This is a genomic window from Mariniflexile litorale (genome assembly GCF_031128465.2).
Taxonomy (GTDB): domain Bacteria; phylum Bacteroidota; class Bacteroidia; order Flavobacteriales; family Flavobacteriaceae; genus Mariniflexile; species Mariniflexile litorale.
On record NZ_CP155618.1, the window covers coordinates 3,857,242 to 3,870,987 of the forward strand.

A 13,746-nucleotide genomic window follows, 5' to 3' on the forward strand; every position below is an offset into this window, starting at 1 on the left:
AATCATAAAGAATAAGAAAGAATGATGACAAAAGAATATTTACTACAAAATTTTAACAATATAAAAGATTTACCTTTAGCAAATAGAGTGGTTATGGCTCCCATGACTAGAAGTCGTGCCAATAATGAAGGTAACGTGCCTACAAATGATTTGCACGGGTTATACTATGAACAAAGAGCATCGGCAGGCCTCATTATTACTGAAGGGTCTCAAGTATCAAAGCAAGCCGTAGGCTATATAAATACACCGGGTATTTATAGTAAAGAACAAGTGGAAGGTTGGAAAAAAGTAACGGAGCGGGTTCATAAAAAGCATGGTAAAATCTTTATTCAATTATGGCATGTGGGGCGTATTTCACATCCCGATTTTCACGATGGAAATTTACCCCTAGCACCGTCTGCAATTAATGCCCATGCCAAGGTGTTTACACCAAATGGTGAGAAAAACACAGTGACCCCAAAGGCAATGACTAAAGAAGACATACAACAAACCATTGAAGATTTTAAAAATGCAGCTTTAAATGCTGTAGAAGCGAATTTTGATGGTGTAGAAATCCATTCTTCTAATGGCTATTTATTTCACCAATTTTTTAACAAAACTTCTAACAATCGAACAGATGCATATGGAGGAAGTATTGAAAATAGAGCTCGGTTTTTCTTTGAAGTTTTAGATGCTATAAAAGAAGTTTTAGCAGAAAAAAAGATTGGTGTACGTTTTAACCCATCATTACATGGTATCTTTGGAATGGAAATGGATGAAGAAACAATACCTACATTCGAGTACATTGTAAAAAAACTAAATGATTATAATTTAGCATATATCCACCTATCGGAACCGTTTAATGATGTTTCTGATATTTCGTATGCCGTAGAACATATTGCTGAACATTTTAGACCCCTATACCATGGTACATTAATGATTAATGCTGGTTTTGATGAAGCTTCGGGTGATGCCGTTTTAGAAGAAGGCAATGCCGATTTAGTAGCGTTTGGTAAATTATATATTTCAAATCCAGATTTAGTAGAACGATTTACACTTAATAAAGCCATGGCTGAATGGGATGAAGATACGTTTTATGTTCCAGGCCCCAAAGGATATATTGATTACCCTAGAATAACTCCAGAACTAAACAATATTAAAAGCAACATATAGAAATGGCACCCAGTTATGAATTTTGAGCTTTGCTCGTCTAAATTCTATTTGATAAATCGGTACTCGCGAATCTCCTTTGTCGATTTGGTTAAAAGCAGGGTAGCACGTTAAAAAAAAGTCTCGTGGACTATTTTAGCGAATGAGCCAGCTGGGGCATTCGCTAAAATATAGTTTCTTCAGAAAATTTATTCTAAAATGTTTCTTTTACGATGTTAATGGAACACTTTTTATGCGACGACGTAGGAGGGAAGCGTAATGTGTGTGAAATGGGTTGTTTTCTAAATGTTAATAATTAAACGATTTAAGCACATAATAACATCTCATAATTCAAGATATTATTTTATATTTAAAATTCTAAAAAAAATTAAATGAATTGCATTAAAGAAATATTAGATGCTAAAGGAATTAAACAAGTTTGGTTATCTGAAAAACTTGGAAAAAGCTATAATATGGTGAATTCTTATGTTCAAAATAGGTCACAACCTAGTCTAGAAATTTTGAATGAAATTGCTGAAATTTTAGATGTAGACGTAAAAGATTTAGTTGTGTCAAATAAAAGCAAAATTTAATATGTCGAAAATACCATTTAAAGTATCAGCGAGAACAGCTAAACTAATTGGATTAGAGAACTTCTCAAATGAAGAAGGAGCAATAATTGAATTAGTTAAAAACACTTATGATGCTGATAGCGCTAACTGTATTTTATTATTTGATTTAGTTTATACTGAAACTTTAAATAAAGAAGGTGAAAGACTTTTTCAAACGGATAAACAAAACAGTAAAATATATATAATTGATAATGGAGTAGGAATGACAAAAGATATCATTTCTAATCAATGGATGACCATCGGAACTGATGACAAACTGTATCAACATTTATCTGACAACGGAAGAGTAAAAACTGGAGCAAAAGGGATTGGAAGATTTGCGTTAAATAGACTTGGATTAATTACTGAATTATTAACTATTTCTAAAAAAACGAGCGAAGGTCTTTTTTGGAAGGTTAATTGGAGTGATTTTGACCAAACAGGTACAACGGTTTCAGAAGTGGAAGCCGATTTAGAAAATAGAGATAATTTAAATCTAAAGACTGAAATACTTAATAAGTTTTCTGATAATGAAAGACTTATAAAACTGTTAAATAAATCATCTTTTGATACAGGAACTATAATAGAAATTTCTGAATTGAATGATAATTGGGAGTCTGATCAATTAAATAATCTATTTAGTAATTTAGAAATGCTTCTCCCTCCAAAAGAACAATCTGATTTTGAAATACATTTGTTTTCAAATACTGATGGCGAAAATTTTGGAAAAGTAAAAACTGTTTATTACGATGATTATGATTACAAGTTAGAAGCAAAATATAAAGGAAATGAAGATGGGAATGTTGAAGTTATAATTTCAAGAAATGAATTAGACATTGAATCTATTGAAAATAGATATTCTGAAGTTTTTGATTTTGACCCAATGAAAAAGCATCCATACCGTCTAGAAGACTTTAGAAAAAAATCAATTACAATTACAAAACCTTTGAGCTCAATATTGTCGAAAGATGTTGATTTTAATCTAATTTCTAAAGTTGGGAAGTTCAATTTTAGTTTTTATTTCTTAAAAAACACAATATCAGATGATAAACAAGATGGTGACCTTAAAAAATATCCATATAAAAGTTTCAGTAGCGCAAGTAGAAAAGCATGGTTGAAAAGATTCGGAGGCGTAAAAATTTTTAGAGATGATTTCAGAATAAGACCCTATGGAGAAAATGGGCAAGATTGGTTAAAATTAGGAGAGCGTCAATCTCAAAGTCCAGGAGGTGCTGGACAAAGGCTAGGAGGTTATCGTATTCGACCTAATCAAATTGCAGGAACTATTAATATTTCTAGATTGGATAACTTAAGTTTCCAAGACAAATCGGGTCGAGAAGGTATAATAGAAAATGATGTTTTCTTGCTCTTTGAAAATATTATTAAAGAACTAATTTCATTTTTTGAAAAGGATAGAAATACTATAATGTATCACTTTTCTGAATTGAATAAAAAGAAAAATAAAGAAGCTGAAGCAAAGAGAAAAGCTCAAGAAGAAGCAGAAAGAATAAGAAAAGAAAAAGAAGATAAAGAGAACGGTCAAGAAGGTGAAAAATCAACTGATAGTTCAAGTTCTACAAATACAGAAGAGACATTAGCAGAAGGTGTCGAAATACTTACTAGAGAACTTGATGAAAAGGATGAAGAAATACGCCTTTTAAGGAATCTTGCGAGTGTTGGTTTGATAATTTCTTCTTTTGCTCACGAAGTAAAAAGTCTTAGGTCAAGGCTGATTCCGCGTACATCATTTCTGTTAAGAGAACTAAAGATTCATTTAAATGAGAAAGAATTAGATAAATTATTAGATAAGGATGATAATCCTTTCTATATGATTAAACTAATACAGGAAGAAGATACAAAACTTAAGCATTGGTTAGAGTATTCTTTAAATACATTGAAACGAGATAAAAGAGAACGAAGTAATCTAAATTTTGGTGATTATTTCGAGAAATTTAAATCAACATGGAGTAAAGCTTTAGAACAAAGAAATATTAAAATTAATCTCAAAGGAAATAATGATAGTGCAAATGTTATAAGAGCTTTTGAAGTTGATATGGATTCAATTTTTAATAATCTACTTTCAAATTCTATGAATTACCTGAAAGGTGTTAAGGGAAAACAGAAATTGATTGAAATTGAATGGGGAAAAATAGGTGATAACATTGAAATCAAATTTTCAGATAATGGAAAAGGATTAGATGAACAGTATGTAGATAACCCCGAGGAAATATTCAAACTATTAGAATCTTCTAAAAAAGATAAAAAAGGAGATACAATAGGTACAGGTTTGGGACTTTACATAGTGAAATCTATTATAGAAGAATATAATAACTCTTCTATTTCAATCATAGGAATAAAAGAAGGCTTAAAGCATAAAATAAAATTTAAAACAAGATAATGAAATATAGAATTGTATATATAGATGAAAGCGATGCATGGTTAAATACATTTTATCAAACATTTAAAGCCGATTTTGAGATAATTAGAATTAAAGTTAAAGAGGATTCGACTATTAATTCCATTATAGAGGAAATATTTAAAAATGAACCTGATGGTGTTGTTACAGATTATTTACTTGATGAAGAAGGACAAGTTGATTTTAATGGTAACCAAATTGTTGATGCCATTAGAAAAGTTAAACCACATTTCCCAATAACTATGCTAACTTCTTATGAACCTCAAGCTATAAATCATATGGAAGATGTCCATATTATAAATGGTAAGAGTGATTTAGATGGAGAAAGTGAAGAGGCTTTACAAATTTTAAAATCCAAAATTCAGCATGACATAGAAAGTTTTTATAGAAAACTTTCTACTACACAAAGTAAAATTGAGGAGTTGGTTAAAAAGAAGAATGAATCAGAACTGGAGCCACAAGAAGAAGAAAATTTAACTAAACTATTCATTTTAATGGATGAATTAGAGCCAGAAGGAAAAGAAATTAGGGCGAATTTAATTAAGTCAGAATCAATAACTAAATTGAATGACTTTGTTATTGAAACTAAAGAGATTCTTGAAGAACTTAGAAAACGAAGTAAAAAGTAATGAGCATTTTTAGAAATCACACTCCAAAACGTCGGAATATAAATGGAAATGTTAATACTTATGGAGACCATCGAACAGATTTAAAACTAGATTTTAAGGATAGATGTGGTTATTGTAATGATGTGGACAATTTGAGATTTATTTGGTTTGAAATTGACCACTTTATACCAAAAAAGAGGAATAAAAAACAATTCTTGACAATAAAAACAGAAACTGATTATAGTAATTTAGTTTACTCTTGTCGTTCCTGTAATAATGCTAAGAGAAATAAGTGGCCATCAAACGACGAAAATGTTCCTAATATAAATAATGAAGGTTTTATTGACCCATGTGATGATGAATATAATAGCCAGTTTAATAGATTAAATTCTGGTAGAATTACACCTGAAACGGATTTAGGAGATTGGATGTATAATGCAATGAAATTGTATAAACCACAACATGAAATTCTTTGGAACATTGAACAACTACATGAGCTTATTAAAGAAGTCCGAGCGTTAGTAGCAAAAAGTCCAAATGATGATATTGATTTAATGAAGAGGTTGATCAAGTTATATAATACTTATGATGATTACATCCAGAAATTATTTAAACATTAATGACTGATAAAAAAAATACAGGCTCCTATTATACACCAAAAATTCTATCAGAATTTTTGTCCAAACATATTGTCCAAAAATATATAAAAGGAAAAGAGATTTCAATTTTGGAACCTAGTTGTGGAGATGGGGAATTCGTGTCTTCTTTTTTTAATTTCTTGGATTTAAATACAGTTAAAAATGTTTCTTTAAACTTATTTGATATAAATAAAAACGAGTTAGATAAAGCTGAAGCTTTAATTCCATTATCTAATAAAATTAATAAAGCTGTTAATCATCAGGATTATTTAAAGTATTATTTAGAAAACGATGATAAATATTCGTTAATTATAGGAAATCCACCTTATATAAAAAGAAGCAATCTTAAAAAGAAACAACTAAAAACTTGTGATAAAGTTCACGAAAAATTTAAAAATTCAAGTGATATAATAACCTCTAATGGGAAAATTAACAATATTTGGATTGCTTTTGTTGAGGCTGCAATAATGAGCTTAAATCAGAATGGTATACTTTGTTTTGTTATTCCATCAGAAATATTACAAGTAAAATATGCAAAAGAATTAAGAGCTTTAATTATTGATGAGTTTGATAGAGTAGAGGTCTTTGCTTTTAATGAATTAATATTTGATGGAATACAGCAAGATGTTGTAGTATTAGTAGGTGTTAAAGGAATTGAAAACATCAATAAACACGGTTTTTCGTTTTATCAAGTTGAAGAATTAACAGATTTAAATGAGCCAAAATTCACAGAAAAACATAATAATATACATAGAACTACTTTAGACAAGTGGACAAATTATATTCTTACAGATGACGAATTAGATTTTGTTGATGAGAAAAGAAATGAATATAATGCGATTAAATATTATTGTGAAAAAGCACAAGTTGGAATTGTTTCAGCCGCAAATGATTATTTTATTCTTTCGGATAAAGAATTAAAAGAAAATGAATTATCGAGATTTAAAAGTATAATAAAACCAATTCTACCAAAAGGTGCTTTGGTTCCGAATATTGCTAATTTCACAAATTTAGATTTCAATTTATTAAAAAATAAAAACGTTAAAGTAAACTTTTTACTTTTTCCAAACCTTCCAAAGCTTGAATTAAACCAAAAAATAATTAATTATTTAAATAGAGGAGAGGAGAAGAAAGAAGATGGTACTGGTGAATTACACAAAAGGTATAAAATGACTAAAAGAGATAATTGGCATCATGTTCCAAGCACCTGGTTATCTGAAGGTTTATTTGTTAAAAGATGCCATAAGTATCCAAAGATGTTTGTTAACGAAGCTAATAGCCTTGCAACAGATTCGTTTTATAGAATAGTAACTAAAGAACAATATAATATTAGAAATTTAGTGTTTTCATTTTACAACTCATTGACATTTGTTTTAGCTGAATTAGAAGGAAGGTTTTATGGTGGAGGAGTATTAGAATTAACACCAAATGAGTTCAAAGAAATGTCAATTCCTTATAATGAGAATGTTTCAGATGAACAGTTTAACACTTTGGATCAAATGCTTCGTAATGATACTGATATTGAAGATATATTATCTTTTACAAACTCTATATTGATTCCTCATTTAAATACTTCAAAACTTGAAGAAATTAGAGTTAAATTATTTAATCGTAGAATAAAGAAAGCAACTAAAGAGAAAGACATTGATCTAGAAATATTTACTTTAAAGCAAATCAAAAAAGAAATTCCAAATGTTCTTGTTAGTTAGATGTATTATGTAAATATACAGTTTTTTCTTGCCTTTGCTATTACGCCCTTAAACGCGAGCACCTGTTACGTAAAGCTGCTGGCCCTTCAATGCAGCGTATCCAAACAGATCCGGCTTTTGCAAATTTAAAAGCAAATATGCAAGAGTTTGCAGCGGCTTCCAAACTTTCAAAAGCCATAAGAACAGGCTTTTTTGAAACCGCCATGCAGTTTAAGGATTCCCTTACCATCCGTATTCTTAAAAGCCATACAGCGCAGCTTAACAAACGTCCCAAAAATGCCACTCATTTTTAATTAACTAGCGCTTTAAGCTTAGTGTTTAGCTATAAATGTTATTCAAACAAAAAAGCATATTATCCGTTAGCTTTAAAACAAAACGCTTTGGGTATTAGTCAAAATACAGGTCTGTTAGATGTGGACGCAAGTCAAAAATTAAAGAAAAAGATGGTGAAGTTACCTATCAAGCCATCCAACATGATGACGTTTTAAAAAAAGTATCTCAACTTAAAAATGCTATGGAGAAATTTAAAGCAAAAGTCGAAGCATTAGAGCAGGAACTAAAAACATTAAGAGCCAGCACGCCATAGTTTATCACCTTTGCCCAGAAAATTCCATGGCTTCCCCTTTACCAAAGGCATAACTAACACCAAAAACAACAAATCGACCTCGTTGGGATCTGTTTGAGGTATAGTAGGTGGGTTGTGAAACCATCTGTTCATCAACACGGGTTGCAAATACATCTCGAACGCTTAAGCTCATAATGAATTTTCCTTTTAATATCTTTTTTCTTAAGCCCATATCGGCAAAAAAGTTTTCTGATATTTCACCTTGTACGCTAGCAAATTTAGAATTGTAATTTCCAGACAGCTCTAAATCAAATTCCTGAGGTAATTTAAATTTTGAAGTGAGGCTTGTGGTCCATCTGTTGCCTTTAAAATCAAAAGTTTGCGTGTCAAATTCACCTTTTCTGTTAAAATAATTGATGTTAAAATCGCTGGTTAATGTAAACCATTTCGCAAAAGTGTATTTACTATTAAACTCAAAACCAACGGTATTGTTTGTGCCTATGTTTTCGGGTTGCGAGGTACTTACGCTGTTTTCAAAATTTATAATGTTTTCAACAACATCGGTGGTATACCTGTTATACAGACTGAAATTTAACGATGCTTTTTCTAATTTATGAATACTTGTTAATTCATAAGAATCGGTATATTCAGGTTGTAAATCGGGATTTCCTCTGGATATACTATAATTGTTTCTAATATTATTAAAAGGGTTTAGTTGCCTTAATCCGGGTCTGTTAATGCGTTTGGAATATCCCAACTGCAACGAGAAGTTCTCATTTATGTTATAAGAGGTATGTACACTCGGGAAGAAGTTGGCATACGATTTCTCATTAAGCTCATTGGTTGTTTTTAACTCTGTTGTTAAGTTGGTGTTTTCAAGTCGTAACCCCAGTTTTAAACCCCAAATAGCATCTTCATAAGCCATCGTACTATATAGTGCAAATACTTTTTGATCGAAATTAAATACATTCGTTAAATCTGGGTTGCTTATCCATGCATCATTGATAAAATCGCGTACTTCAAAATCGTTAGATACATTATTGATATCATATTGCGAACCCGTTTCCAAGGTATATTTTTCTAAAAACGGATGGGTATAATCCAGTTTAAAGGTAAAGTCTTCCAATTTATAATCGGTTCTTGTTTCTTGTAATGAATTTGGCTCGTCTCCAAAAGAGCTGGTGTTGGTATATATCGATTTTTGGTCTTTAGCAAAACTATTTCCTAAGGCACTAAACAATAAATCCTGATCTTCATGCCGTTTAAAGTCCTTTTTATATTGTAATTCGTATCTTATTTTTGGGTTGGTAGCTTCGGTGTTATCTTGTCGTAACCAGCTATCGGTTAAGGTGGTTTCATCGTATACTTTATCAAAATAAGATTTCGCCAATTGATCCTCAATTTCAAAAGCATAAGTACCTGAAAGGGTCAATACATTGCGTTCGTTAATATGAAAATCGGTACCCAAAAGCACACTCCCAAATTTCTCATTAAAGGTGCTGCGTTCGTTGTTGGTTATGGTAGAATCATTTACAAAATCCTTATTTATAGATTTCCTTTTGGTTTTAAAGGTTCTTTTACCAAAGCCAAGTTGGGTAAATAAATTGAACTTTTCGGTGCGTTTGTTCAAACTTAAACCAAAACTATTACTATTGGGCACGCCAGCATTTAAGGATGCCGACCCATTAAGCCCTCTTTTTTCCGAACTTTTAATCACAATATTTATAATACCCGCTGTACCTGAAGCATTATATTTTGCCGATGGATTGGTAATAACTTCAATCCTTTCAATCATATCGGCAGTAATGGTTCCGAGGGCGTTCCCATCGGCGGAAGCTAACACGGAAGGCTTCCCATTAATTAATATTTGAACCCCTTGGCTACCTCGTAAACTAATTTCTCCTTCAATAGAAACATTCACGGAAGGTACACTGTTCAGCACTTCTAATGAACTGGCTCCTGTGGAACTGATATCAGACCCTACAATAAACACACGCTTATCCAGTTTAAATTCAGTCTGCGATTTTTCGGCACGTATCAACACTTCGCCTAAAGCATTCAAGTCTTCAGATAATGTAATAACGCCTAAATCAATCTTAGTTTTATTAAGCTGAAGCTCTTTAATGAGTTGGCTAGCATAGCCCATAAAACTCACCTCAATATAAAAATCAGTGGCATTGGTTTCTATTGCAAAGTGTCCGTTGCTGTCTGATATAGTACCAGTGATAGGCGTACTTGTCGTATTTTGTATTAAGGCAATGGTAGCGTACTCTATAGGTTGCTTGTTTGTGGCTTCCATAACTTTGCCTGTGATTTTTTTTAAAGTATTTTGAGCACATATAGGCGATAACATACCTAAAAAGAAAACAAAAATAGCAGTGATAAAATAGAATTTCATAGATGGAATTATGGCAATTGAAAGGCTAATATACTATCTAAAAAAATAAAAATTACACTTATGAAGGGAATTAACATTTTACGAATAAGTGCCTAGTTGAGTGCCGTCGAACCTCATTGTTAATATACGACCATTATACACTTTTCAGTACCCTTTAATCAATCCAAACCGACTTTGTATTAACAAACTCTTTGATACCATCTCCAGAAAGTTCTCTTCCATAACCACTTTCTTTAACGCCTCCAAAGGGCAACCTAGGATCGGATGCTACTAATTTGTTTACAAAGCAATTTCCTGCTTCTAATTGTAAGGCCAAGGCTTCGCCTTTTTCTTTATCACTCGTTATCACGCCTGCACCTAAACCAAACTTCGAGTTGTTGGCTAATGCAACAGCCTCAGTGTCCGTTTTAGCCCGAATTACCGAAGCTACGGGGCCGAATAATTCTTCATCAAATGCTTCCATGCTTGGTTTTAAATCTGCTAATATCGTAGCTGGGTAATAAGCACCTTTACCCTCTGGAATTTTCCCACCAAGAATTAATTGTCCGCCTTGGGCTATTGTTTTTTCAACTTGTTTATGCAACTCGTCCCTTAAATCGAAACGGGCTAGGGGACCATACACCGTATCTTTATGAGTTGGGTCGCCCATTTTGGCACGCTTCATTTTTTCTGTAAAGCGTTTTAAGAAATCATCGTAAATAGCATCCAATACAATAAAACGTTTCGCAGCAATACAGGTTTGCCCGTTGTTTTGTAATCTGCCATAGGTTGCTAAATCGGTGGCAGCTTCCAAATCAGCATCCGCCATAATAATATAGGCATCACTTCCACCTAATTCCAACACCGTTTTCTTTAAATGTTTACCAGCGATAGATGCTACAGATTTACCAGCGTGTGCACTACCCGTAAGTGTTACTGCTACAATATGTTTATGTGCAATAACCGCTTCCATAGCATCGGAGGGTAGGTTTAAATTTATAAAAACACCTTCAGGAAATCCTGCCTGCAACAGCGCATCTTCTAAAGCAAAAGCACAACCTTGCACGTTAGAGGCATGTTTTAATACCCCTGTATTACCTGCCATTAACGCAGGCACAGCAAAACGAATGGCCTGATAAAAGGGGAAATTCCATGGCATAACCGCCAATATTACCCCCAAAGGTTGGTAGGTGACGTAACTTTTAGAAGCTTCCGTAGCCACCAACACGTCTTTTAATAATTCTGCGCCATTATCGGCGTAATGCTTACAAATCCATGCACATTTTTCAACTTCTTTTCTAGCCTGGTCTATGGTTTTACCCATTTCTAAAGTGGCTAATTGTGCATAGTCTTCTTTGTTTTTTTCAAATACATCGGCTAGTTTGTTTAATAGTTTAGCACGCTCAGCATAGGTTGTTGTTTTCCATGTTTTAAAAGCGGCATGTGCTGTTTCTATTTTAGTAATGGCTTCTTGTGTTGACATACGATTATATACTGCAATGCTGTCTCCTGTTACTGGATTTATGGACTTGGATTTACTCATGTGTTTCTGCTTTTAATTTTTCTGAAAATTCTTTAATAAGAACATTTAATATGTGGTGATTTAACGAATAATCTACCGCTACATCTATAATTTGAATGCCTTTGGACTGTAGGGCTTTTTTAAATACGGCTTCAAATTCTTCAACGGAATTAGGTTTATAACCCGTACCACCAAAGCTTTCGGCATAGGTTACAAAATCGGGGTTGGTGTATTCCAAACCATATTTAGGAAATCCATCAGCCTCTTGTTTCCATTCAATCATTCCATAGCCATTATCATTTAAAATGATAATAACAATATCCAACTTCAGTCGGGATGCCGTTTCCAGTTCTTGGGAGTTCATCATAAACCCGCCATCGCCATTTATGGAAACCACTTTTTTATTAGGAAACAACTCTTTAATCATGATGGCTGAAGGCAACCCTGCACCCATAGTAGCTAAAGCATTGTCCAAAATTAAACTATTTTGGCTATAGGTTACATAATTTCTGGCGAACCATAACTTATACATACCATTGTCTAAAGTTATTATCCCATCTTCTGGCAACACCGTTCGTATTATGTTAACCAAACGTTGTGGCAAGATAGGGAAGCGGTTATCACTTTCATATTTAGTTAAGTGGCTACACACATTTCTTTTTACTTTAATAAAAAAGGTAGTGTCCCAAGAATAGGCATGTGGCTTTAAAGCTTTGGTAAAATCATCGACGCTTTCAGCAATGTCACCGATAACATTTAAATGAGGAAAGTATAACTGATCGATTTCCGCAGCAAAATAATTAACATGAATCACCTTTTGGTTCTTTTCTGGATCCATAAAAAATGGTGGCTTTTCGATCGTATCATGACCTACATTAATAATCAAATCTGCTTTATTTACCGCTTCGTGTAGAAAATCGTCGTTGGAAAGTGCTGCCGTTCCTAAATAGAGCTCATGGCGTTCATCAATAATGCCTTTAGCCATTTGGGTGTTAAAAAAAGGAATCCCAATAGTGTTCACAAAATGGGTGAGCGCTATGCTAGAACGGTTTCTGTTGGCAGCTGCACCAATAAGTAATAAGGGTTTGGCAGCCATTTTTATCATATCTACCGCCTGCTCAATGGCTTTAGTATCGGCATGAGGAATTCTATAATCAACAACATCAAATATTTTGGGTGTGTCAACCTGTTCGGCAGCAACATCTTCGGGTAATTCTATATGCACCGCACCAGGGCGTTCTTCTTTGGACAATCGAAACGCTTCCCGAACCATTGCAGGAATGTGGTTCCCATGCGTTACCTGTTTTGTATATTTAGTTACAGGTCCCATCATTTCTACCACATCCAGTATTTGAAATTGGGCTTGTTTACTAACTTTTATAGGTTTTTGTCCCGTAATCATTATCATAGGCATAGCGCCTAACTGCGCATAAGCCGCAGCAGTCATTAAATTTGTGGCTCCAGGACCTAGGGTAGACAAGCATACGCCGGGTTTACCCGTAAGCCTGCCATAGGTTGCCGCCATAAAACCAGCACCTTGTTCGTGTCTGGTTAATACAAATTTAATTTTTTCTGATTTTCGAATGGATTCTAAAATATCTAAATTTTCTTCCCCAGGAAGTCCAAAAATATATGTTACACCTTCATTCTCTAAAGCCTTAATAAATAGGTCGGATGCTTTCATTTATTTTTTATCTGAATTTTCACTATTCCATGTATCCAGATTATTTTTTAAACTCTCAGATTCCTTCTTTTTTTCAGAATGTCTATCATTGGTTAAGGGGCGTGCATGACTAGCTCCAGGAATATCTAAATTATCAGCAGCAGTATCGGGTTCTCCTTTACGTTTTTTTAGTAATTCGTTAGCATCCTGCTCTTTTTGTGTATCGGCGGGTCTTTCACCGCTAAGGATGCTATCTTCTTTAGAAATTTGTGGCTCGAATTGTGATTCTTTTTTATCTTTTTTCATAATTTTTGAATGTTGTAAAATAGTTGTAAAATACCTGATGAATGGTTTAAACACTTTCAAAGCTAACCATTTCATAATGCACCTTTTAACTTGAAACAATATATTTTTGATGCTTTTAACTAAACCAACCTATTTTATTAACTAATACCGAATAGCTGAACAAAACGCCCCAAATTTATTACCTTTAGTATGGCGAAAAGCCA

Annotated in this window: 11 protein-coding genes; 7 read left to right on the forward strand and 4 right to left on the reverse strand. The window is 33.0% G+C overall.

What is annotated here, in order from left to right; genetic code table 11:
• The first annotated feature begins 24 nt into the window (after window positions 1-24).
• The 7 genes from QLS71_RS16245 (at window position 25) to QLS71_RS16275 (ending at window position 7,403) form a co-directional block, all read left to right on the forward strand.
• Window positions 25-1,152: an alkene reductase gene (locus QLS71_RS16245; RefSeq protein WP_308992904.1), complete on the forward strand. Its 1,128-nt coding sequence runs from the start codon at window positions 25-27 to the stop codon at window positions 1,150-1,152.
• Between the two features lie 368 nt (window positions 1,153-1,520).
• Window positions 1,521-1,721: a helix-turn-helix transcriptional regulator gene (locus QLS71_RS16250; protein ID WP_308992742.1), complete on the forward strand. Its 201-nt coding sequence runs from the start codon at window positions 1,521-1,523 to the stop codon at window positions 1,719-1,721.
• Between the two features lies 1 nt (window position 1,722).
• Window positions 1,723-4,137: a sensor histidine kinase gene (locus QLS71_RS16255; RefSeq protein ID WP_308992741.1), complete on the forward strand. Its 2,415-nt coding sequence runs from the start codon at window positions 1,723-1,725 to the stop codon at window positions 4,135-4,137.
• On the forward strand, window positions 4,137-4,784 hold the full coding sequence (locus tag QLS71_RS16260) for a hypothetical protein (protein ID WP_308992740.1): 648 nt from the start codon (window positions 4,137-4,139) through the stop codon (window positions 4,782-4,784). Before QLS71_RS16255 ends, QLS71_RS16260 begins: the two co-directional genes overlap by 1 nt.
• Window positions 4,784-5,383, forward strand: coding sequence for an HNH endonuclease signature motif containing protein (locus tag QLS71_RS16265; protein WP_308992739.1), 600 nt, complete (start codon window positions 4,784-4,786; stop codon window positions 5,381-5,383). The genes QLS71_RS16260 and QLS71_RS16265 overlap by 1 nt, the downstream gene beginning before the upstream one ends.
• Window positions 5,384-5,541: 158 nt before the next feature.
• Window positions 5,542-7,110 (forward strand): Eco57I restriction-modification methylase domain-containing protein, encoded by a 1,569-nt coding sequence (locus QLS71_RS16270; RefSeq protein ID WP_308992738.1) that lies wholly within the window; start codon window positions 5,542-5,544, stop codon window positions 7,108-7,110.
• 89 nt (window positions 7,111-7,199) lie between these two features.
• Window positions 7,200-7,403, forward strand: a complete 204-nt coding sequence (locus QLS71_RS16275; RefSeq protein ID WP_308992737.1) for a hypothetical protein — start codon at window positions 7,200-7,202, stop codon at window positions 7,401-7,403.
• Between the two features lie 297 nt (window positions 7,404-7,700).
• Here the strand turns inward: QLS71_RS16275 and QLS71_RS16280 are convergent, their stop codons facing one another.
• The 4 genes from QLS71_RS16280 to QLS71_RS16295 form a co-directional block, all read right to left on the reverse strand.
• Window positions 7,701-10,073, reverse strand: a complete 2,373-nt coding sequence (locus QLS71_RS16280; RefSeq protein WP_308992736.1) for a TonB-dependent receptor — start codon at window positions 10,071-10,073, stop codon at window positions 7,701-7,703.
• Window positions 10,074-10,227: 154 nt separating this feature from the next.
• On the reverse strand, window positions 10,228-11,595 hold the full coding sequence (locus tag QLS71_RS16285) for an NAD-dependent succinate-semialdehyde dehydrogenase (protein ID WP_308992735.1): 1,368 nt from the start codon (window positions 11,593-11,595) through the stop codon (window positions 10,228-10,230).
• The gene (locus QLS71_RS16290; RefSeq protein ID WP_308992734.1) at window positions 11,588-13,258 is read right to left on the reverse strand and encodes an acetolactate synthase large subunit; all 1,671 of its coding nucleotides are present in this window, start codon (window positions 13,256-13,258) and stop codon (window positions 11,588-11,590) included. The genes QLS71_RS16285 and QLS71_RS16290 overlap by 8 nt, the downstream gene beginning before the upstream one ends.
• Window positions 13,259-13,543: a hypothetical protein gene (locus tag QLS71_RS16295; protein WP_308992733.1), complete on the reverse strand. Its 285-nt coding sequence runs from the start codon at window positions 13,541-13,543 to the stop codon at window positions 13,259-13,261. It abuts the gene before it with no gap.
• Window positions 13,544-13,746 lie beyond the last annotated feature (203 nt).